The sequence below is a fragment of the Pedobacter petrophilus genome, from assembly GCF_009674725.1.
Taxonomy (GTDB): domain Bacteria; phylum Bacteroidota; class Bacteroidia; order Sphingobacteriales; family Sphingobacteriaceae; genus Pedobacter; species Pedobacter petrophilus.
On record NZ_WKKH01000005.1, the window covers coordinates 53,996 to 76,672 of the forward strand.

Below are 22,677 nucleotides of genomic sequence, written 5' to 3' on the forward strand. Positions count from 1 at the left end.
CATTCAAAATTAGTGAATGACTGAATTATTGAATGATAAGATCGCCAATCAACACTCACTCATTCAAAATTAGTGAATGACTGAATTATTGAATGATAAGATCGCCAATCAACATTCTCTCATTCAAAATTAGCGAACGACTGAATTATTGAATGATAAGATCGCCAATCAACATTCTCTCATTCAAAACTCAATCATTATTTAGTACCTGCTTTCAAAATCCTGATAGGCTAATTCGATTCCTTCACGAAGTTCTACCTTATGTTTCCAGCCTAAATCATGCAGTTTAGTTACATCCATTAATTTTCGTGGTGTTCCATCCGGTTTGGTGGTATCAAACACCAGTTCGCCTTCAAAACCCAGAACTTCTTTAATCAATAGCGCCAAATCTCTGATCGTTAAATCATGACCGGTACCGATGTTGATGAGGTTACGTTCATTGTAATGTTCCATTAAAAAATAGCAGGCATCAGCCAAATCATCAGCAAATAAAAACTCACGCATTGGCGATCCAGATCCCCAAACCACCACTTCCTTTACATTATTGATCTTTGCTTCATGAATCTTACGAATCAATGCAGGCAAAACATGAGAGTTCTGTGGATGATAATTATCGTTATACCCATATAAATTGGTTGGCATTACCGAAATAAAATTAGCGCCGTATTGATCGCGGTAAGCATCGCACATTTTAATCCCTGCAATTTTCGCAATGGCATATGGCTCGTTGGTTTCTTCTAAAGTTCCGGTTAATAAATAATCCTCCTTCAAAGGCTGCGGCGCCAGTTTAGGATAGATACAGCTTGAACCTAAAAACATCAGTTTTTTCACTTCATTCAGGTAAGCATTATGGATGACATTGTTTTGAATCGCCAGATTTTCATACAGGAAATCTGCACGGTAAGTATTATTGGCTACAATGCCACCAACTTTCGCCGCAGCCAGGAAAACATAATCAGGTTTTTCGGCAGCAAAAAAATCAGTTACCGCCTGTTGGTTCCGAAGATCCAGTTCGGCAGAGGTTCTGGTAATGATATTCGTATACCCTTCTTTAACCAGTTTCCGGTAAATGGCAGAGCCTACCATTCCACGATGCCCGGCAACATATATTTTTGCGTTCTTTTCCACAGTTGTTTTTATAGGTTACAAAAATACAATTCCTTGATAAGAATGGCATTAATCTTTCTGTCAAAAGAACTTCGATATTGATTTAATTGTATTTTTGCAGAAAAATTAAACTTTTGGGTAAAGATAAACTTAGACGTTTTGCAGAGATCGAAACATTTGCAAACGTATATCAATTAGAAGAGGGCAAGGTATTAAAAGGGCATTGGGCAGCTAATCACTTCAAAAACGCCAATCCTGTTGTGCTCGAACTTGCTTGTGGAAAGGGTGAATATTCTGTAAATCTGGCAAGATTATTCCCTGATAAAAACTTTATTGGAATCGATTATAAAGGAAACCGCATTTGGCGTGGTGCCAAAACGGCTATTGAAGATGGCATTGATAATGTAGCCTTTTTAAGGATTCAAATTGAAAATTTACTTGATTATTTCGACGGTGGTGAAATAGACGAAATCTGGATTACCTTCCCTGATCCGCAACCACAGGATAGTCGCGAGAAAAAGCGCTTAACCTTTCCGGCTTTTTTAAACAGGTATAAAATCGTGCTGAAGCCAGGTGGTTGTGTTAACCTGAAAACAGATAACGATCAGCTTTATGCCTATACCGTTGAAAAAACTGCGGATTTGGGCTTAACCGTTCATAAAAATACCGATCATTTATACACCTCAGCGTTTGCTGATGAGGTATTGTCGATCAAAACTTATTATGAAAAAAAATACCTGCTTCATGATAAAAACATCAATTACATCCAATTCTCCTTTGAATAATGAACACGAACTTCTACGAGCAGGTTTATGAGATTGCGCGACTCATCCCAAAGGGGAGAGTAACGTCTTATGGTGCCATCGCTAAAAGTTTAGGTGCAGCAAAATCATCAAGAATGGTAGGCTATGCCATGCGTTATGCAGGTACTGCACATCCGAAAGTTCCGGCACATCGCGTGGTGAATAGCAGTGGATTATTAACTGGCAAGTTTCATTTTGAAACCCCGGAAATGATGGAAGAATTACTGGCCGGAGAGGGCGTAGAAGTAAAAGACGATAAAGTGGTGAACTTTAAAAATGTATTCTGGAATCCGCTGGAAGAAATTACAGAATAACAGGCAGACTTCGTTTGTAGTCTGTTAAGGTAAAAACAATAAGCAGCAGTATCCCAAAACAGGCATAAAACATTTCATCAACGATATTGCCTTTAAATACAGTAAAGGCTAATACAACTAAGGTTATGCTCACCACAAGTTCTATTAAACCATGAATTTGAAGGTTAATTATCTTAAAGATACCACCGCTGAATTTGGTACACACGGTGAATAAGAAATGAATTATCCCTAAAGTATAAGCAAGGGTGGATGCAGTTGATGAAAGCCCGAAGAGATCAGGCGAAATCAGTAACAACATCACCAGAATATAATCCAATACCGCATGAAATTTTGGGGATATAATTTTCATATTCAATTATTTAATTTATTAAACAATCATCTATTAAAAAAGATTTAGATTTTACAATATGGGAAAGTTAGTAGAAGAATTTAACGGCTATCGCGAAAAAATGAACGATAGAATTATGGAAACGGCTAATACAAACATCAAACGTTTTTTCGCCTTAGACACTACTTCTTATGCAGATGGTGCTCTAGATGTAAAAACCAAAGAGATGTTAGGCCTTGTTGCTTCGATGGTTTTGCGTTGTGATGACTGCATTAAATACCATCTGGGCAAATGCCACGATGCCGGTGTAAACAGTGAGGAAATGAACGAAATTTTCATGATCGCCAACCTGGTTGGTGGAAGCATCGTGATTCCGCATTATAGAAGAGCTGTGGAGTATTGGGATGAATTGTTATTGAGTCCTAAGTCCTGAGTCAATAGTCTTACTCTTAATTGCTATATTGAGTCAAAATAAATAGCATGGGGAAGTTCAGAGAATTAATTGTCTATAAGAAAGGTTTTTCCTTATTAATGGAAATTTATACGTTGACTAAAGATTTTCCGAAAACTGAACAATATAGCTTGGTCGATCAAATGCGAAGGTCATCTAGATCGGTGTGCAGCAGCATTGGCGAGGCCTATAAAAAGAGGCGATACCCAAATCATTTCATTAGTAAACTAACAGATGCAGATATGGAAAACGGCGAAACACAGGTTTGGCTCGATGTTGCTCTGGCTTGCAATTATATTTCAACAGACACCTATCATACCTTGGATACTGAATGCGAAGAAATCAGTAAATTATTAAACTACATGATTAACAACCCTGCTAAGTTCGCGTAAAATGACTCAAGACTCCCGACTAAAGACTTTAGACTTAATAAGATGCTCATGGGCGGGCACCGATCCCTTATATCAAAAATACCACGATGAAGAATGGGGGAAACCTGTTTATGATGATCAAATACTTTTTGAATTTCTGATCTTAGAAGGTGCGCAAGCAGGCTTAAGCTGGATCACTATCCTCCGGAGGAGGGAAAACTACCGCAAAGCTTTTGCTAATTTTAATGTAGAAAAAGTAGCTGCTTTTGATGAAAAAGATGTAGAAAAACTGATGAATGACGCTGGCATTATCCGCAACAAATTAAAAGTAAACGGTGCAATTGCCAATGCTAAACACTTCATCGGGATTCAGAATGAATTTGGAAGCTTTTCAAAATACCTATGGCAATTTATGCCAGGTAAAGAACCCCTTCAAAACCAGATAAACAGAATGAGCGACATTCCTGCAAGAACTGAAATATCTGATGCAATCAGTAAAGACATGAAAAAACGTGGCTTTAAATTTTTCGGTACCACCATTTGCTATGCATTTATGCAGGCCACCGGAATGGTAAATGATCATTTACTGAACTGCTGCGCAAGATAAATAACCCGAAGTAAAATACATTTGATAGATTTTCAAGATCGGGTAATTTCAATGAAAGCTTTTAAAAGCCGACATAGGCACCAAACTGTTAAAACCCCTGAACACCGGATGTTAGACCCTAATCAATACAATGTCGGTTCTGTAATCAACGTTTCATATTATACTCCTGCACCCAACTTACTACGTCTCTGCTATTCAAATCTGTAGCCGTTTCTATCTTCGCTTTCAATCCTGGCTGATCACCTAATTTTTGCAGAAGCACCGTTTTTACACCGGCTTTTTTATCCTCATCGGTGATTGCTTTCATGGGCACTTCCTGTAATGGTCCTGTTCCAGGCTTTTCGATAAAGTAACGAACTGCAGCTGCTCCTGATCGTTCTGGCGCAGCATTTCGGCCGCCACCAATGCTGATTCCGCCGCCTACACCCATTCCGCCAAAGCCGCCTGTTCCGGTGCCAATGCCTACAGAGGGGCGAAACCGAACCTTCTTCTCTTTTACGGCAGGCATTAATGTTCCACCGCCAAACGAATATAAATTTACCGTACCAATCTCCATTACTTTCACAAACCGGTATTCAAAATTCTTTCCGTTGGCAAACCCTTTACTCAAAAAACTATTTCCATTCCAGAAGAAATTTTTAACCTCCTTTGCCGGAAGAATCACATCCTGCTGATCATTGGCGCTAATGAAAACAGAGAAATAATCAGTTCCTTTTATGGTTCCACGAATTACATCATCATTGTTTTTAACGATAAAATCCTGGGCAGAACCAGTCATCGAAATGGCGAAAAATAGTAGAGTAAATAAGCTAAAAATCTTCATAAGTGAGTATGCTATTGATATAACGAAGCTTAAGTAAAAATAATATTGATATGATTGAAACGCTCACCACATATTGGCAATTCCTAAAAAAACCTAAATACTTAAGGTTCAGCAAAGATAAGAAAATGCTGATAAAGGAGACTCAGGCATTTAGAGGTTTATCAAGGGGCTACATCCGGGTAAAACATGGATTAGTCTATTCCATTTTATTACCCGCTTCTTTTAACCTCATCGCCATTTTACTCGATTTTCTTTTCAGTTAATTGAAAGTATATCTTTTCTAAACCTTTAACTTTGGTTACTTTTATCAACAGATTAAACCTTCATATCGGTGTAATCATTAAATCGGTGAAATCACATGAATAATAAAAAACTCTTTCTTTTAGACGGGATGGCGCTAATGTATCGGGCACATTTTGCACTCAGTAAAAATCCCCGTTTTACATCAACAGGCATAAATACATCGGCAGTAATGGGATTTACCAATACCTTGCTTGATGTATTAAAAAAAGAAAGACCTACCCATATAGCAGTCGTTTTCGATACGGAAGCACCAACAGAAAGACACACATCTTTTGAAGCTTATAAAGCACATCGCCAGGCAATGCCTGAAGATCTGGCCGCAGCCATGCCTTACGTAATAAAATTAATCACAGGCTTCAACATTCCGGTGATTACTTCTGATGGTTATGAAGCTGATGACATTATTGGTACGCTGGCAAAAAAGGCGGAACAAAAGGGTTTTCAGGTTTTCTGTATGACGCCTGATAAGGATTTTGCCCAACTGGTATCGGAGAATATTTTCGTTTACAAACCCGCACGCATGGGTAACGACATGGAAATTCTTGGTGTGAAAGAGGTTTTAGCCAAATGGGAAATTGAAAATGTACTGCAGGTAATCGATATTTTAGGTTTATGGGGTGATGCAGTTGATAACATTCCTGGGATTCCGGGAATTGGCGAGAAAACGGCAAAAGCACTCATTAAAACCTATGGTTCGATGGAAAATATCATTGCCCATTCTCACGAGCTAAAAGGCAAACAACGCGAAAACGTAGAAAACTTTGCCGAGCAGGGATTAATTTCCAAAAAACTTGCCACCATTATTCTGGATGTTCCGGTGGAATTAGACGAAGCAAGCCTCGAACTTTGCGATCCTAGTCGCGATTTACTGGAACCTCTTTTTACGGAACTGGAGTTCAGAACGTTAGGCCGCCGTGTATTTGGTGATGAATTTTCGGTAACCACCGCCAGGTTTGGCGAAGGTACGCAAACCGATCTTTTTGGCAATCAAACCGGAGAAGCTGTTCAATATACCAATACCATTGAAGAAGAACCTGCGGAAAAAATACCGGCAAAAACGATAGAAAATACGGAACATGATTATCAATTGGTTGATACCGCAGAAAAACGTGCAGACTTAATTAAAACACTACTGGCAGAACCAAGAATTTCTTTCGATACTGAAACGACGGGAACTGATGCCAATACCGCAGATTTGGTTGGATTATCTTTCTGTATTAAACCTGGAACAGGTTATTATATCCCCGTTCCGGCAGTAAGAGCAGAAGCACAGGCCATTGTTGACGAGTTTCGGGTGGTGTTAGAAAACCCTGAAATTGAGAAAATTGGCCAGAATACTAAATATGATATTTTGGTTTTGAAATGGTATGATGTGCAGGTTCAGGGAAAAATTTTCGATACCATGCTGGCGCATTACCTGATTGATCCGGATACACGTCACGGTATGGATGTACTATCCGAAAATTACCTCAACTACTCTCCTATTTCCATTACAAAACTCATCGGGCCAAAAGGAAAAAACCAGGGCACCATGCGTGATGTTCCGGTGGAAGATGTTGTGGATTATGCGGCTGAAGATGCTGATGTAACTTTGCAACTGGCCCACATCTTTGAGCCAAAACTGACAGAACTTAACGCAGCTAAACTTGCCGAGGAAATTGAAAATCCACTGGTTTATGTTTTAGCTGATATTGAAAAAGAAGGTGTTCGCATTGATATGGACACGCTTAAAGCCTATTCTGCAGAGTTAGCAATAGAGATTAGAAAAGCAGAACAAAGTGTTTATGATAAGGCAGGCCTGACTTTCAATTTAGCTTCGCCTAAACAATTGGGTGAGGTTTTATTTGATAAGCTCCAGCTTGATCCTAAAGCTAAAAAAACAAAAACCGGACAATATCAAACCGGCGAAGATGTGTTGACAGCACTTGCCAATAAAAGTGATATTGTTAAAGATATCCTGGATTTCAGACAATTACAGAAATTAAAGTCGACCTATGTTGATGCCCTTCCTTTAATGGTTAATGCCAAAACCGGTCGTGTTCATACTTCATATAATCAGGCGGTAGCCGCAACCGGCCGTTTAAGCTCTAACAATCCTAACTTACAGAATATTCCTATTCGTACAGAAAGAGGGCGTGAAGTGCGTAAGGCATTTATTGCCAGAGATGAAAACCATATCTTATTATCAGCAGATTACTCGCAGATTGAGTTAAGAATCATCGCCGAAATCAGTAAAGAAGAGAACATGCTCGATGCTTTTAATCAAGGCATCGATATCCATACGGCAACCGCAGCAAAGGTATATGGAATAACGATTGAGGAAGTAGATAGTACGCAAAGAAGAAATGCGAAAGCCGTAAACTTCGGTATTATTTACGGGCAATCCGCTTTTGGTTTATCGCAGAACCTTAGCATTCCGCGCAAAGAGGCTGCTGATATTATTGAGCAGTATTTTACGCAATACCCTGGAATTAAGCGATACATGAGTGATACCATGAACTTTGCCAGGGAAAATGGCTTTGTAGAAACCATTATGGGCAGAAGAAGGTATTTACGGGATATTAACTCCGCTAATCAAACGGTACGCGGTTTTGCAGAACGAAATGCAATTAATGCACCCATTCAAGGTTCTGCGGCTGATATGATCAAAATTGCAATGATTAACATTCACAAAGAAATGAAAGCACAGCAATTACAGTCTACAATGACGATGCAGGTGCATGATGAGCTTGTGTTTGATGTGCTTCGATCTGAAAAAGAAGTGATGAAGGCCATCATTCAGGATAAAATGGCGAATGCAATTAAGTTAACTGTTCCTATTGTAGTAGAAATAGGCGAAGGGGATAATTGGCTTGCTGCACATTAAATAAAATAATTTCTTAACTTCATTAAAACTTCATTCCGAGTAATCACTTTTATATCAACAAATAACGAGTAATACAAAGGTTAAAAAGCATGAACCTCGGAGTATAACGAAGTAGCTTCAGACCATCAAAAATCAAATTTTAAAGAACATGAAAAAATTATTAAGTTTAATCGCGATCGCAGCATTTGGATTAACAACAGCATTTGCTCAAACACCTGCAACAACCCCTGCTAAAGCTAAAACTGTTGTAAAAAAAGAAGTAAAAACAACAACTGCTCCTGCAAAAGCAGCAGCGAAACAAGAGACTAAAAAAGTTGAAACGAAAACTACTGCAACAGCTACAAAATTAAAAGCCGATGGCACGCCAGACAAGCGTTTTACAGAAAATAAAACTAAAGCTGTAACTAAGATTGCTGGCCCTACTAAAAAAGATGGAACAGCTGATATGCGCTATAAAGCAAACAAACCCGTTGCTAAAAAGAATTAGGTTTAGTTTATCATTGAAAAAGGGTTCTGACGAAAGTTAGAACCCTTTTTTTATTTATAGTGAAATGGTTTCACCAATTGCAGGAAGTAATAACGTTTTATTTTCGCGTTTAAATTTGGCAACTGCTTCTTCTTTATCAATACTAATAGGAGGGAAAGTATCGTAATGTACGCCAATTACCTGTTCACAATTGATGTATTTAGCAGCAATAACTGCATCATCTACCCCCATTGTATAATGACCGCCAATGGGCAAAATAGCATAATCTAAATGATGCAAATCTGCCAGCAACTTCATTTCCAAGGTTAAAGCGGTATCACCTGCAAAGTAAATTTGCTTCCCTTCCAGTTCCAGTACAAAACCAGCCGGATTACCCCCATAACTTCCATCAGGATTAGAACTGCTGTGAACAGCCCATACCGTACGGAGTTTACCGAAAGGTAAAGTTTGGGTTCCGAAATTGATATCAATCACCTTTTCAACCCCTTGACTTTTGATCCAGCCGGCAACTTCAACCAAAGCAATCACCTGGGCATCAGTTTGTTTTGCCAATTCAACTAAATCGCCTACGTGGTCACTATGCCCGTGACTAACCAAAATGTAATCTGCTTCAATTTTTGTGGTATCCACATCTTTTGCGAGCGGATTTGATTTTATAAATGGATCGAAAAGAAATTTTTTGCCATCTGCTTCTATTGAAAAGCAAGATTGACCATAATAAGTGTATTTCATATTATTAGTATCAGGATTTGAAATCTGGTATCAACACTCAAATTATTTTTAATATCCTGTTGATAGCCAATTCGTTTAAAAAAGTCTTACTGACCAAACATGCCACCCAAACCGCCAAGCATATCTTGTGCTGATGCCTGCATTTCTGTAGCGCTTACCTGTTCTGCATTGGCAAGCGCTTTATTAATTGCCGTTAAAAGCAATTCTTCCAGTTCCTCTTTATCTGCATTTTTTAAAAATTCTTCATCAATGGCAACAGCAGTAATCGCCTTGTTAGCAGTAGCAGTAATCTTAATAGCGCCATTTTCTACTTCTCCAAATACGTAAATCGTATCTAAACGTTTTTTAATTTCTTCGGCTTTTTGCTGTGCTGCGAATAATTTATCGAACATAATTTTATTGTTTTTATAGTAAACGAAATTCAATTGAATTGGTTTTCAGATACCACTTTTATATAGCTGAATTTACATATGAACAAACCAAAAATAGTTACCCTTCTTTAGGCTTAAATTCGTCCGAGAATAGTATTGGCTTCGTCGAGGAATCGATCGATTTTTTTCGTGCCGATGAAACTTTTCATCGACAGGGTTTTCATTTTATTTTTGTCTGGCAAGTAGATTTCGGCGTTTACTTCGGTACCTGAGTAAATCAGATTGGTTGTTTTTCTTACAATCTGAAAGCGAATAAGGTCATCGAAAGCATATTCAGTCACTTTCCTGCCACCGAAGGTAGAATGAATCACCTTACCTTGGTTTTTATCAAATTTAAGACTTGAAAAGAAAGCATACACAAAAACCAAACCAATGATCAGTGGAAAGTAAGTAACAAGAATTCTTTTAAAAGCAGCCTCTTCCATCATAAAATCCGGATTAAGCAAAATGGCTACGGTAATGCCAATCATCACAAAGCCTACAATCAAGCCGCCAATTTTATTCTGCCGTAATACGTAAACGCCACCTTCCTCTTTAAAGAACTCAAAGTCGAAAATGGCTTGCTTTGATATAACAGGTGCATTAGCAAAAACCAGTTCATCGATCTTCGGTAGTACCTCATTTTGGTATTGAATAAAATTGGCATCTGTCGCCTTACTATAACCAGCAGATACCACCAAACCTTTTCCATGCCTGTTACTCTTTCTAAACAGCGAATAATTGAATCCGCTTCCCAGCGTTTCATAAAGCTCAACTGCTGCGATATCATCAAATGGAATAGATCCAACTGGTAGAAACCCAATCTTTTTATATAATCTTCTGTCTGTTCCGTTAAAGATTACTTTCGATTCGGCAACAAAAACCAAAAGCAACGGAATCATTAGCAACACCACATAATAAGTGATCGAAGTTGCCACAGAATAGCCACTCATCTCCGTAGCCAGAAAGTAAATAAATACCGCAACCAGAATAAAAAAGACAAGTCCTAATATCCTCAAACTACGTTTTGGATAAATGGTAACGGTACTGGGTTCAATAATCCATTTTGTTTTAGCCATATTTAATCTTCATCAGAACCAGGTAAACTTCCGTTTCCATGATAAGCACCTTTGCGAATAATCGGCATATTTAAATGCTTATATAATTCATCAAGGTGCATCAGGCTCCCATTGGTTAAGTTTCCCAGAAAAATAACAATAATATTTTTATCCAGATCACGTACGTAGATATGGCGGAAACCATGCCACCAACCAGTATGATAAACGACCTTATCCATCTTCTCCCCATCAAACATCCGCCATCCGTAACCATAGTTAAAGTGACCATTCACAGGTTTATTCCGACCGACATAAGAAGAGTCACTGCTTTGCTTCTTAAGTAAACGACCGTTTTTTAGATATTTATCAAATAACACCAAATCATGCAAAGTGCTGTAAATTCCTTTATCGCCAACAGGACCATCCAAAAAGTTCTGTGCTACAGAATATTTCCAGGTACGGTCGTGTCCTACCACATCCACCGGAATTTTTTCATATTCAGTGGTGCTGTAAACATGTGTATGTTTTAACCCGGCAGGCCTGAAAACATGCTCCATCATATACTGTGAATATCGCTGACCGGTTACTTTTTCGATAATTGCACCTAATACCATAAAGTTGGAGTTGTTGTAATGGAAACGGTTATCTGGTTTGGTATAAGGATTAGGCTTGCGCTCGGCTATCACATTCATTACCTCCTGGTTGGTTACGCCTTTTTTCATTGGGCGTTTTTCTTTTCGCCAGATATCATCAATGAAATAGACATAATTCATCATCCCGCTTCTGTGACTTAAAAGCAATTTCACCGTAATTCCATCATACGGGAAATTTGGAAAAAACTTCTTTACATCATCATTTAGTGATAATTTACCTGCTTCTACCAGTTGCATAATGGCAGTCCCTGTAAAAGTTTTGGTAATGGAAGCCAGCTCAAATTCCGAATTTATTTTCAGGCTATCGCGATGTAGGTAATCGGCCCATCCAATCGCTTTTTCATATAAGATTTTACCATCTTTCGCCACCAGCATATTCCCGTTAAAGCCATACTTTTTATGGAGGTTTTGAACAAAATCGGCAATCCATTTATCGCCTTTGGACGGATTATATGCAATCAAAGCACTATCCGCTTTATCGTCTTCTTTCACGCGGATTTTTGCATCAGCAGCCTTTTTCTCTTCCGATTTCTTGCTATTACAAGCGGTTAATAAAGTGATGGAGAGGGCTAATGCTGAACATATATATCTAAAATTCATTTATTGTAAAAAGTAGGGATTTAAAACCCGAAAATTAAAGAATTTTAGACATTTTATTAGAAAGAGTTTTAAACATTTGCGCATTTTTGATTATACCAGCATTCGAATAAATGCCCTTTGCTTCCATAAACCGGATCATTATCAGGATTTTTTACCTGGGCGATCTCTTCATCAGCCTGCGGTCGTTCATCGGCCTTGCCATATTTCATATTATATTCTGCGCCATTTGGATAAGCACCCACAACTGTAAAGTCTTCACTAGCACTCAATTTCATGTGCGCAACACCTGCCGGGATTACAACCACATCACCTTTATCAAGTTCGATGCATACGCCATGTTCTCCTCCAAACTGAACTTCCGCTCTACCACAAAAAACACCCATTACTTCGTGTGTATTGCTGTGATAATGTTGGTAATCAAAAATTCCGTCTACCCAGGCATTTGTATAACCGTTTTGAGCAAAGACTTTTTTGATCTCTTCCTCCGTTTCATCAGGGTGAATTAGAAACGCACCTTTATAAATCATTAATGGTAAATTCGGGTTATTCGGGAAATTTCCGTTTTCTTCTATTTTATGGGAAACCAAATAGGCTTCTTGTATTAGTTTTTCTTTATCCATGATAGTGGTATTTGTTTATTAACAATAGAAGATGGAAAGGGTTTAAATTTAGTCGAGATAAAACTAATGGAATAGAAATATTAAGTCTGGATCTGTTTCTATCGTCAATAACCCGTGCAATCAGTGGAACTTATTTTTAACAGACACAGCGCTTATAGTTCTGGTTAGTTTGTATCTGGCCACCGGTAAAAGGAAGTGCCGCTTTTTCAAGCGGCACAAAATTATTTCCGGCTTTCAGCCCAGGCATCCATTTTGGATTCAAAAACAGACAATGGGAAAGAACCATCCTTTAATACTGCAGTATGAAAGGCCGCTAACTTAAACTTCGTTCCTAATTGTTTCTCATATTTACTTCTTAATTCTCTGATCTTCATTGCACCCGTTTTATAGCCTAAAGCCTGTGCAGGAATCCCCATATAACGTTCAATTTCAGCGGTAGCACCTTCCGTACTGATCGCTTCATTATCAGTCATGTATTTAATGGCCTGTTCCCTGCTCATGTTTTTTGTGTGAATGGCTACATCAACCACCAAACGAATAGCCCGGTGCATTTCATCACCCAAGGCCCCCATATGCTGATAAGGATCTTGATAAAGCCCAAGTTCTTTACCTAAAGATTCGCAATAAAGTGCCCAACCTTCAACATAAGCATTATGACCACCAAAACGACGGAAATTTGGAAGTGATTTATTTTCCTGTGTTAAGGAAATCTGATAATGGTGACCAGGAATCGCTTCATGCAAGAACAAAGATTCCATACCAGAAGTGGTGTTGAATGTCTTCGCATCTAAAATTGGTACGTAAAAAATACCCGGACGCTTCCCATCGGCAGAGCCCTGATTATATTCGGCACTTGCAGATGCAGCTCTGAAAGCCTCAGTCTGGCGAATCTCGAATGGCGTTTTCGGCTCCACGTCGAACATTTTCTTCAGATTTGGTTTCATCCGCTGATGAATATTTTCGAAAGCAGCTAACACTTCCCTGGAATTTTGATAAGGCATAAATTTCTTATCTGTTTTCATGTATTCGAAAAACGCCTTCAAATCACTTTTAAAACCCACCATATTTTTGATACTATCCATCTGGCCCTTTATACGCGCTACTTCTCTCAAACCTGTTTGATAGATTTCTTCCGGTGTTTTATTGGTAGTGGTTTGTTGTTTAACCAGATACGTATACCATGCCAATCCGCCTGGCATAGCAGAATAACCCGAAGTTGTTCTTGCCTTAGGTAGATATTCATTTTGAAGAAAGTCGCCTAACTTTTTATAAGTCGGAACGATAACAGCAGTGATCGCATTGCGATATTCCTGTGTTAATTTTTGCTTATCTGAGGCCGAAAAGTTTGCTGGTAAAGCCTTTATGGGGTCATAAAAAAGACTCTTTTCGGGATTAGAAACCACCATGCTCTGCATCTGCGGAATCATTTTTACAACAAGTGCTTTCGGCAACACGATTCCTGCAGCAGCTCCTTTTCTAAAATTAGCAATCGCGGTATCAGCCCAAACCGAAAATGCTTTTACACGTTTTAACCAGTCTTCGTAATTTTTCACGGTTTTAAAAGGTTGTGCCCCGGTTCCGGATCCTAACTGGCCTATGGTTAGCGGCAAAGCAAACATCTGGTTAAAGGGAAGGTATTCAGCATGATATTTTAATCCCTCAAGGTTAATACTTAACTGGTCTTTTAAGTAATCATAAGACAGTTTATCATTCTCAGAAGCTAATTCTTCCTGATCGTACTTCCCCAAACTATCCAGATAACGCTGATTATACTCCTTAGATGCTTTAATAAAAGCCTGGGAACCATCGTTAGGTAAAAGATCGTTATATCGCTCATCACCGATATAAGTGGCACCAACAGGATTTAGTTTTAATCCATCCTGATAATATTGTTCACACATTGCTGCAAACTGTGGATTGTTGTCTGAGCTATTCTGCTTCTTGTTTTGTTTACATGAAAATAATGCAGTAGTGCAGGCTGCTAAAAGAAATATTTTCTTCATTCGGTTCCGGATTGGGTTTTATGTATTCAAAAATAACAAAATGCCATAATTTAAAGCATACAAATGCAAAAAGCCATCCTTTTTTGAGGATGGCTTTAATATTTTCACAGTTTTAAACTGCAATTTGCGAATCGCAAACTGATTATGCTAATAATCTAATCGGCTCTTCTAATAAACCTTTTAATGTTTGTAAGAATTGTGCTCCGGTTGCACCATCTACCACACGGTGATCACAACCTAAAGTTAATTTCATTACATTACCTGGAACAACAGCCCCGTTTTTAACTACAGGCACTTGCTGAATAGCACCAACTGATAAAATTGCGCCATCAGGAGAGTTGATGATTGATGTAAATTCATCAATACCAAACATACCTAAGTTAGATACGGTGAAAGTAGAACCTTCCCAGTCTGCTGGCTGTAATTTTTTAGCTTTTGCTTTACCACCAAAGTCTTTTACTTCTGCAGAAATGTGAGATAGAGATTTACCATCAGCGAAACGTACAACTGGTACCAATAAACCATCTTCAACAGCCATTGCTACACCAATGTTAGTGTGCTCATTGAACCGGATTTTATCACCACCCCATGAAGAATTAACAGCCGGATGTTTTTTCAAGGCAACAGCAACCGCTTTAATTACGATATCGTTGAACGAAACTTTAACTGGTGCTACCGCGTTAATTGCCGTACGGGCAGTCATTGCGTTGTCCATGTCAATACTAATGGTTAAATAGAAATGCGGAGCAGTAAATAAACTCTCTGCTAAACGTTTTGCAATTATTTTACGCATTTGCGAAACCGGAGCTTCCGTAAATTTAACTTCACCAACAAAAGTAGGAATCACTGGCGCAGCTGCAGCTGCTGCTTTTGGTTGTTCGCTGCTTTCCGCTTTCGGCTTTTCGCTTCCAGCCTGCGGCGCCTTAAAGTTTTCGATATCTTTTTTAACGATTCGTCCGCCTTCTGCACTCCCAGAAACCTGCGATAAATCAATTCCTTTATCTTTAGCAATTTTCTTCGCTAAAGGAGATGCTTTAACCCGGCTATCCGATGATGAACTTTCTGCTACAGGAGCATTTGAACTTGCATCAGCTGTTGCTTTAGGCGCCTCAGCACTTTCAGCTTCAGGCTTTTCGCTTTCTGCTTTAGCAGCAGGAGCAGAACCACCCGCTAAAATACCGCTTACATCAGTTCCTTCCGGACCAACAATAGCAATAATGCCGTTAACTTTTGCCGCAGAACCTTTTTCAACACCAATATGTAATAAAGTACCGGTTGCATAACCCATCACTTCCATAGTTGCCTTATCGGTTTCTACATCAGCTAAAACATCATCATCCTTAACTTTATCGCCCACTTTTTTATGCCATTCAGCAATTACGCCTTCAGTCATGGTATCACTCAACAAAGGCATGCGGATAACCGTAACACCTTTTTCTGCCAATTCTTCTTCACTTAAACCACCACCTTGAGCAGGAGCAGTTTCTTCTTTTTTATCATCAGCTTTTGGGGTAGTGTCATCAGACTTCGGCTTTTCCGACTCCTGACTTCCCGACTCTGCTTCCAAAGCTGCTTTGTAATCTTCACCTTCTTTACCGATAACAGCCATAACTGCATCAACCGGAACCGAAGCACCCTCTTCTACACCTATGTATAAAAGTGTACCATCCCAGTAAGATTCCATATCCATTGTTGCCTTGTCAGTTTCTACTTCTGCCAAAACATCGCCGCTTTTCACTTTATCACCCACTTTTTTATGCCACTTTGCCAAAACCCCTTCGGTCATGGTGTCGCTCATTTTGGGCATTTTAATTACATCAGCCATTATATCTAATTAATTGAAATCTTGTTAAAATATTAGTCCATTACGTAAGGATAGTTCTCCGTCTTGTATACATCTTTGTATAACTCGGATACTTCCGGCCATGGAGATTCTTCCGCAAATTTTACAGCCTGATCTACAGTTGCTTTAACTTTCGCTTCCACTTCTTCAATCCAGGCCTGATCCGCATACTTTTCTGTCAAGATGGTTTCTCTTGCAAGTTCAACCGGATCTTTCGCTTTATAATCTTCTAACTCTTCTTTAGTACGATATTTAGCAGGATCTGACATCGAATGACCACGGTAACGGTAAGTTCTCATTTCTAAGAAAGTTGGTCCTTCACCTTTACGGGCACGTTGAATGGCTTCATCCATTGCATTATGAACGGCAACCGGATCCATTCCATCAACTGGTGCACATGGCATATCAAAACCTAAACCTATTTTATAAATATCAGTCATGTTAGTGGTACGTTGTACTGAAGTACCCATTGCATAACCATTGTTTTCGCAAACAAAGATTACTGGCAATTTCCACAACATAGCCATGTTAAAAGTTTCGTTTAAAGCACCCTGACGCACCGCGCCATCGCCCATATAACAAATGTTAACATTATCAGTTCCCTTGTATTTTTCTGCAAAAGCAACACCAGCTCCTAATGGGATCTGACCTCCAACAATTGCATGGCCACCATAAAAGTTATGTTCTTTGCTAAACATGTGCATTGAACCACCTTTACCTTTAGAGCAACCGGTAGCTTTACCATACATCTCTGCCATGATGCTATCGGCACTTACACCTAAAGCTAAAGCATGAGCGTGATCGCGATAAGTTGTAATCATCGAATCACCTTTTTGCATTGCAGATATTGCACCTGCAACTACAGCTTCTTGTCCAATGTATAAATGACAAAAGCCACGTATTTTTTGTTGTCCGTATAACTGGCCAGTCTTCTCTTCGAACTTGCGCATTAGCAACATCGACTCAAACCACTTTAACCAGGTATCTTTATTTATTTCTACTGCACTCATTTTAGGGTATTTGTTTTTTTGCGACAGCAAATCTAATTTTTTTATTGTAATTTTTGGCACTTTCTAATGTAAAAACATCATAATATCAGCTATGAAATTACATTTACCACTTCTTTTGCAATCACCTGGTCATCATTAAGGTTATTTAGATCTCAGGCACAATTTTACCTACCGTTCACTTCACGATTTAACAAATTATTAATTCAAATAATGGGGAAATTTTATTCTGCGAAACCCTGTTTAACCGTAATTTACTAATTTATATGAAAGGCAATAGCAGTAGTACTTTAGGATAATCCAGACCCGCCATTCGCCTTATCTTTTTTGTAATACTGCTACAATTTAAAGCTGCGTTAAACAAAAAAGTATAATTGCTGTTGTCGGGCTTAGTTAATTGGGATTGCAGGCACGAGGTTAAGCTTGTTAAAACGATCGGTACCAAAAAAACCCATCCGCTCTTAGCCATCCTTACTTGAAAAATAAAGACAAGTAAAGGATAAGCACTTCAGCAAAAAAGAAATATCCTAGCGTAAGCCAATACACTAACCTGATAAACAGTTAATTATATTCTGATAATTAATAAATGAACGACTTTATTCTTTAGCACTTCGAAAGGACATAGCCCTTTATTAAAAGACCAAAACAGTTGAAATGTTAATAACTTTTACTTTTTAACAACAAACATTTGGATAACATTTGTAGAATTGATACTTTTGACAACCAACAATAAGCCCATGTGGTTTACGTTACTGTGTAAGTGAATACCCAAACATAACTGTATAACATGATTAAAAAATTTTTGTTTTCATCCCTAATCGCTATCTGCACGTTCTCAGCCGCATTTGCGCAAACAAAAACAAAAGAATCTGGTAAAGACTTAAATGACCCCGACAACTTAGCGTCTCAGTATTTTTCGCAGGTTATGGGTGTTGCAGTAGATGCAACTTCGAACTTAAAACTATACAAGTTTATCTACGAATGGATCGGAACACCTTACAGTTATGGTGGATCCAGCAAAAAAGGGATAGATTGTTCAGCTTTTACCAAAGCCATTTACGACAAAGTTTTTAACACAACCATCAGAAGAAATTCCCGCGATATCTTTAGCATGGTAGATCCATTATCTAAAGAAGATTTAAAAGAGGGTGATTTAGTTTTCTTTAAGATAAAAAGCAGAAGCATCTCTCACGTTGGGATTTACTTAGGCGATAACAGATTCGCGCATGCATCTAGTTCACGTGGAGTAGTAATCAGTAATTTAAACGAACCCTATTATAGCCGCTATTTTTATAAAGGTGGCCGTGTATTAGAATCGTTTAAAAAAGAATTTACAGTAGAATAAACGGCTTACAGTTAACCATTTTCGGTTAGTAATAAATCAAAATATACAATCCTCCTTGAGTTAATTCAGGAGGATTTTTTTATACCTTAAATTATCTAATGAACTTTCTAAAGACAATATTTTTATCCCTTTTTATATTCATCATCATACTTGGCTGCACCAATAACAATGCACAGGTAGTGGTTTCCACAGCGCAAACAGATACAATAGTTAGAAAAATAAAAGATACTATATCCATTACTGCTGTAGGCGATATCATGTTGGGCTCAGCCTTTCCATCCACATCAAATCTTCCTCCTGATGATGCCGTGAACAGCTTTCAGGCGGTAGACAGTCTGCTGAAAGGTGATATCGTTTTTGGGAACCTGGAAGGGTGTTTTCTAAACTCCGGGAATTCTACCAAATGCAATGGCATCAATCCGAACAACTGCTATGCATTCAGAATGCCTGATCGCTATGCCGGCGTATATAAAAAGGCAGGTTTTAATGTATTGAGCATTGCCAATAATCATGTTGGCGATTTTGATTCAAAAGGCCGAAAGAACACTGCCCGGATTTTAGATTCGCTCCAAATCCACTATGCCGGCCAATTAAATAAACCTTTTGAGGTTTTTGAAAAAGATAGCGTGAAATATGCTTTTTGTGCTTTTGCACCAAATGAAAACACAGTTTCCATCAATAAAACTGGAGAAGCAAAGGCCTTGGTCGCGCGCCTGAAAACAATGGCAGATATAGTTATTGTATCTTTTCATGGTGGTGGCGAAGGTGCCAGGTTTGAACACGTTCGGCGTAAAAATGAAATCTTTTATAATGAAAATCGTGGGAATGTTTATGCTTTTGCACATGCCGTAATCGACGCTGGTGCTGACGTAGTTTTAGGTCACGGTCCTCATGTTACCCGCGCAGTAGAAGTTTACAAAAACAAGTTCATCGCCTATAGCCTAGGCAATTTCTGCACTTATGGTATGTTTAGCCTGAAAGGGAATAATGGTATTGCACCATTGCTTCAGTTAAAAATAAATCCTAAAGGTGACTTTTTATTTGCCGATGTAACTTCCATCAAACAGGATAAAATAAACAGACTAACCGTAGATAAAAATTATGGCGCTTTTAAACGCATGAAAGAATTAACAGATATAGATTTCGTAGGTCACCAGCTGAATTTCGAAAACAACAAGATTACATTAAAAAATTAATCTCCTGTTACATCTCTTTTAATTTATTTCCGAATCTTTGCAACTGACCGGACCTTATAACAATATGAAAAAAGGATTAATTCTTCATTACATCATCGGAATCGCTGCAGCGGTTTTAGTATTAGCAGCTGCTTATTATATCAATCAGAATCCGAAAAATATATGGTCAGCAGGGATTATTATACTAGCTGGCTGTCTGGTTGCTTTTAGCCAGTTTCAAATCATCAGACATAAAAAGAAACAGTAAAGACAGCTGCTAACCTGATCAGGTTAGCAGCTGTTGAAGCTTCTTATTTATTAAGTTAGTGCAACGATTTCTTTCTGACAACCGATTGATAGGAATAGAGAGGGCAATTAGCTCTCATCCTTGGTGTTTTTAACCAATCCGATACCAGACACAAAAAATATTAATCCGATAATGCCATATACGAATAATCCTCTTGTGGCCGAACTGTGGTTTACAAATCCGTACCCGGCATAGATAAGCCCGATGATTCCAAGAATAGTTAAAATTGTTCCAAAAGTGCGTTTTACATTCATGATTCTAGATTAGTAGAATAAATACAAAAAATCAGAACTTTTGTTTTAAAGATCAAGAAAAAGCCACGATTGTTAACAATCGTGGCTTTTATGAAGTATTTACAGTCTACCAAACACCTAACCTGTTTTCGGGTGCCAGATACATTTTTGCTGTAGCTGGAATGTTAAAAGCTTTATAAAAGGCTTCCATATTGTATACCGAACCGTTTACCCGAAACATTTCCGGACTATGAGGATCAGTTTTTATACGAACCAACATCGATTCATCCCTGCTTTTCATCCTCCAGACTTGTGCAAAACCCAAGAAGAAACGCTGATCTGGCGTAAAACCATCAATTTTCTTGTCGCCTTTACCTTGGTCAGTCAATTTGAAGGCATCATAAGCGATGTTTAAACCACCAATATCTGCCAGGTTTTCACCTAAAGTTAATTCACCATTTACATGCTGATTATCTAACAATGTAAACTTGTTATATAAGGTTACCACTTTATCTGCTTTAGTTTCGAATTTTGCAGCATCTTCCTTAGTCCACCATTCTTTTAAATTTCCAACGGCATCATATTGTCTGCCCTGATCATCAAAACCATGAGTCATTTCATGCCCGATTACTGCACCAATTGCACCATAATTAATGGCATCATCAGCATTAAAAGCAAAGAACGGAAACTGTAAGATCCCTGCGGGGAATACAATTTCATTATACGCCGGGTTATAATAAGCATTTACAGTTGGTGGCGTCATAAACCATTCTGTTTTGTCTACATCCTTCCCTAACTTGGCCATCATCTCTTTGTAAGCGTGTTGCTTTGCTGACTGCAGATTAGCAAAATAAGTATTTTTCGAAACCTTAACATCATCATACTTTTTCCACTCGTCCGGATAACCGATTTTTTTAATGAAAGCATTAAGTTTTTCTAAAGCTTTCTTTTTTGTTTCAGCAGACATCCAGTCTACCTTTTTAATGCGTTCTTCATATACTTTCTGAAGGTTATTCACCAATTCAAGCATCCGCTTTTTAGCTTCCGGCTTGAAATATTGTTCAGCATACAACTGCCCGAGTAAATCGCCCAGGTAACGATCGGTATTGTTAACCATTGATTTCCACCGCTCCGTTTGCGCAGACTGCCCACTTAAAGTTTTACCAAAAAACTCAAATTTTGCAGTTCTGAAAGCATCACTCAGTGCATTGGCTGCATTATCTAAAGCATCAAATTTCAGCTTTTGCTTCCAGATTTCTATTGGCTGACTTTTCACCAATGCAGATAGTGCCTGATAATATTTCGGCTGCCTTACGATTAAAGTATCGGTTGATGCGCCAAGATTCTTCAACACTGTTTTTAAATCGATATTTGGAATCCGTTTTTGAAAATCAGCAACAGTTAATTTATTATAATTTTTCTGAGGATCGCGGAGCTCAACAGGTGTTGAATGAGATTTTGCCAGCTGCGTTTCCAATTTCAAAATATTGTCTGCGTATTTTGAACCATGAGCAGAATCGCCTGAAAGGCTAAACACTTTCGCAATGTATGTTAAATAAGCAGTTCTAATTTTCTTTGCCTTATCATCCTGGTCTAAATAATAGCTGCGATCTGGCAACTTCAAGCCCGTTTGTGTAAAGATCAGCGTATTTTTCGTGCTTATCTTATCATCAGGTTCGATACCAAAACCTAACAAATCTCCTTGTCCATTTTTAAAACCTTCAGATATAAAATTAATTAGGTCCTTGTCATTTTTGATGGCATCAATCTTTGCCAGAAGTGGTTTCACCGGTTCAACGCCAAGTTTTTCAATGGTTAAAGAATCCATTCCACTGGCATAGAAATCACCTACTTTTTGCTCGTTACTGCCTTTAGTACCACTACCTTTTGCAGCACTTTCCAGGATTATCCTTAAGTTCTTTAAGTTGTCATTATATAAGGTATAAAATGAACCCCATCCTGTTTCTGTTTTAGGAATCTGTGTATTCTTCATCCATTTGCCATTGGCATAAAGGAAAAAGTTATCACCCGGTTTTACTGTTGAGTCCATCCCGGCGACATCGAAAAAGACTGTTCTTTGGTCTGTTTCTCTGACTTCATTATTCTTACCATTTTTGCAGGCTACAAAGAGCAATAATGCAGCCGCAGGTATCAAAAAAGTTTTTTTCATGTATGTATAAATTCAGTTGCGAAGAATAAAGCTACAAAAACGATCATGCAGTTTATACGAT

The 22,677-nt window shown here is 38.4% G+C and carries 24 protein-coding genes; 11 read left to right on the top strand and 13 right to left on the bottom strand.

Annotation, left to right across the window (positions count from 1 at the left end):
- Positions 1-201: 201 nt before the first annotated feature.
- Entirely contained in the window at positions 202-1,128 is a 927-nt protein-coding gene (fcl, locus tag GJU39_RS04470) for a GDP-L-fucose synthase (protein ID WP_342448177.1), read from the bottom strand.
- 113 nt (positions 1,129-1,241) lie between these two features.
- Between fcl and trmB the strand changes: the two genes are divergently transcribed.
- Together trmB and GJU39_RS04480 are read left to right on the top strand one after the other, a co-directional pair.
- Positions 1,242-1,892 carry a tRNA (guanosine(46)-N7)-methyltransferase TrmB gene (gene trmB, locus GJU39_RS04475; RefSeq protein ID WP_154279500.1) on the top strand — a complete coding sequence of 217 codons (651 nt, stop codon included), beginning with the start codon at positions 1,242-1,244 and terminating at the stop codon, positions 1,890-1,892.
- On the top strand, positions 1,892-2,224 hold the full coding sequence (locus tag GJU39_RS04480; protein WP_154279501.1) for an MGMT family protein: 333 nt from the start codon (positions 1,892-1,894) through the stop codon (positions 2,222-2,224). The genes trmB and GJU39_RS04480 overlap by 1 nt, the downstream gene beginning before the upstream one ends.
- Here GJU39_RS04480 and GJU39_RS04485 read toward each other — a convergent pair.
- Positions 2,214-2,573, bottom strand: a complete 360-nt coding sequence (locus GJU39_RS04485; RefSeq protein WP_154279502.1) for a hypothetical protein — start codon at positions 2,571-2,573, stop codon at positions 2,214-2,216. The genes GJU39_RS04480 and GJU39_RS04485 overlap by 11 nt on opposite strands.
- Before the next feature lie 58 nt (positions 2,574-2,631).
- Here GJU39_RS04485 and GJU39_RS04490 point away from each other — a divergent pair, with 58 nt between their 5' ends.
- Genes GJU39_RS04490 through GJU39_RS04500 form a run of 3 tightly spaced genes read left to right on the top strand, consistent with a single transcriptional unit; the run spans position 2,632 to position 3,981 of the window.
- On the top strand, positions 2,632-2,985 hold the full coding sequence (locus tag GJU39_RS04490; protein ID WP_154279503.1) for a carboxymuconolactone decarboxylase family protein: 354 nt from the start codon (positions 2,632-2,634) through the stop codon (positions 2,983-2,985).
- A gap of 47 nt (positions 2,986-3,032) precedes the next feature.
- Positions 3,033-3,395 (top strand): four helix bundle protein, encoded by a 363-nt coding sequence (locus GJU39_RS04495; protein WP_154279504.1) that lies wholly within the window; start codon positions 3,033-3,035, stop codon positions 3,393-3,395.
- Position 3,396: 1 nt separating this feature from the next.
- The gene (locus GJU39_RS04500) at positions 3,397-3,981 is read left to right on the top strand and encodes a DNA-3-methyladenine glycosylase I (protein ID WP_154279505.1); all 585 of its coding nucleotides are present in this window, start codon (positions 3,397-3,399) and stop codon (positions 3,979-3,981) included.
- A 145-nt stretch (positions 3,982-4,126) separates the two neighbouring features.
- On the opposite strand, the gene GJU39_RS04505 is transcribed toward GJU39_RS04500, so the two are convergent.
- Positions 4,127-4,804 (bottom strand): hypothetical protein, encoded by a 678-nt coding sequence (locus GJU39_RS04505; RefSeq protein WP_154279506.1) that lies wholly within the window; start codon positions 4,802-4,804, stop codon positions 4,127-4,129.
- Positions 4,805-4,854: 50 nt separating this feature from the next.
- On the opposite strand from GJU39_RS04505, the gene GJU39_RS04510 reads away from it, so the two are divergent.
- From GJU39_RS04510 to GJU39_RS04520, 3 genes are all read left to right on the top strand, one after another.
- Complete coding sequence (locus tag GJU39_RS04510; protein ID WP_154279507.1) at positions 4,855-5,067, top strand: hypothetical protein; 213 nt, start codon at positions 4,855-4,857, stop codon at positions 5,065-5,067.
- A gap of 95 nt (positions 5,068-5,162) precedes the next feature.
- Positions 5,163-7,973, top strand: coding sequence for a DNA polymerase I (gene polA, locus GJU39_RS04515; RefSeq protein ID WP_154279508.1), 2,811 nt, complete (start codon positions 5,163-5,165; stop codon positions 7,971-7,973).
- 148 nt (positions 7,974-8,121) lie between these two features.
- Entirely contained in the window at positions 8,122-8,460 is a 339-nt protein-coding gene (locus tag GJU39_RS04520; protein WP_154279509.1) for a hypothetical protein, read from the top strand.
- Between the two features lie 54 nt (positions 8,461-8,514).
- On the opposite strand, the gene GJU39_RS04525 is transcribed toward GJU39_RS04520, so the two are convergent.
- The 8 genes from GJU39_RS04525 to pdhA form a co-directional block, all read right to left on the bottom strand.
- A complete protein-coding gene (locus tag GJU39_RS04525; protein WP_154279510.1) occupies positions 8,515-9,192 on the bottom strand; it encodes a metal-dependent hydrolase in 678 nt (225 codons plus the stop codon).
- A gap of 86 nt (positions 9,193-9,278) precedes the next feature.
- Positions 9,279-9,584 carry a YbaB/EbfC family nucleoid-associated protein gene (locus tag GJU39_RS04530; protein WP_154279511.1) on the bottom strand — a complete coding sequence of 102 codons (306 nt, stop codon included), beginning with the start codon at positions 9,582-9,584 and terminating at the stop codon, positions 9,279-9,281.
- Between the two features lie 113 nt (positions 9,585-9,697).
- The gene (locus GJU39_RS04535) at positions 9,698-10,681 is read right to left on the bottom strand and encodes a hypothetical protein (protein ID WP_154279512.1); all 984 of its coding nucleotides are present in this window, start codon (positions 10,679-10,681) and stop codon (positions 9,698-9,700) included.
- Between the two features lie 2 nt (positions 10,682-10,683).
- Complete coding sequence (locus GJU39_RS04540; protein ID WP_154279513.1) at positions 10,684-11,913, bottom strand: serine hydrolase domain-containing protein; 1,230 nt, start codon at positions 11,911-11,913, stop codon at positions 10,684-10,686.
- 68 nt (positions 11,914-11,981) lie between these two features.
- The gene (locus tag GJU39_RS04545; RefSeq protein ID WP_154279514.1) at positions 11,982-12,533 is read right to left on the bottom strand and encodes a cupin domain-containing protein; all 552 of its coding nucleotides are present in this window, start codon (positions 12,531-12,533) and stop codon (positions 11,982-11,984) included.
- A gap of 221 nt (positions 12,534-12,754) precedes the next feature.
- Positions 12,755-14,536 (bottom strand): DUF885 domain-containing protein, encoded by a 1,782-nt coding sequence (locus GJU39_RS04550; RefSeq protein ID WP_154279515.1) that lies wholly within the window; start codon positions 14,534-14,536, stop codon positions 12,755-12,757.
- A 142-nt stretch (positions 14,537-14,678) separates the two neighbouring features.
- Complete coding sequence (locus GJU39_RS04555; protein WP_154279516.1) at positions 14,679-16,361, bottom strand: pyruvate dehydrogenase complex dihydrolipoamide acetyltransferase; 1,683 nt, start codon at positions 16,359-16,361, stop codon at positions 14,679-14,681.
- 32 nt (positions 16,362-16,393) lie between these two features.
- Entirely contained in the window at positions 16,394-17,389 is a 996-nt protein-coding gene (pdhA, locus tag GJU39_RS04560; protein ID WP_154279517.1) for a pyruvate dehydrogenase (acetyl-transferring) E1 component subunit alpha, read from the bottom strand.
- Between the two features lie 784 nt (positions 17,390-18,173).
- Here pdhA and GJU39_RS04565 point away from each other — a divergent pair.
- The 3 genes from GJU39_RS04565 (at position 18,174) to GJU39_RS04575 (ending at position 20,174) form a co-directional block, all read left to right on the top strand.
- Positions 18,174-18,731: a C40 family peptidase gene (locus GJU39_RS04565; protein ID WP_132531955.1), complete on the top strand. Its 558-nt coding sequence runs from the start codon at positions 18,174-18,176 to the stop codon at positions 18,729-18,731.
- Positions 18,732-18,829: 98 nt separating this feature from the next.
- Positions 18,830-19,927 (top strand): CapA family protein, encoded by a 1,098-nt coding sequence (locus GJU39_RS04570; protein ID WP_154279518.1) that lies wholly within the window; start codon positions 18,830-18,832, stop codon positions 19,925-19,927.
- Positions 19,928-19,991: 64 nt separating this feature from the next.
- Positions 19,992-20,174 carry a hypothetical protein gene (locus GJU39_RS04575; protein ID WP_154279519.1) on the top strand — a complete coding sequence of 61 codons (183 nt, stop codon included), beginning with the start codon at positions 19,992-19,994 and terminating at the stop codon, positions 20,172-20,174.
- Between the two features lie 107 nt (positions 20,175-20,281).
- Here the strand turns inward: GJU39_RS04575 and GJU39_RS04580 are convergent, their stop codons facing one another.
- Together GJU39_RS04580 and GJU39_RS04585 are read right to left on the bottom strand one after the other, a co-directional pair.
- Positions 20,282-20,467, bottom strand: coding sequence for a hypothetical protein (locus GJU39_RS04580; protein WP_154279520.1), 186 nt, complete (start codon positions 20,465-20,467; stop codon positions 20,282-20,284).
- 106 nt (positions 20,468-20,573) lie between these two features.
- Positions 20,574-22,616 (bottom strand): M13 family metallopeptidase, encoded by a 2,043-nt coding sequence (locus tag GJU39_RS04585; protein ID WP_154279521.1) that lies wholly within the window; start codon positions 22,614-22,616, stop codon positions 20,574-20,576.
- Positions 22,617-22,677 lie beyond the last annotated feature (61 nt).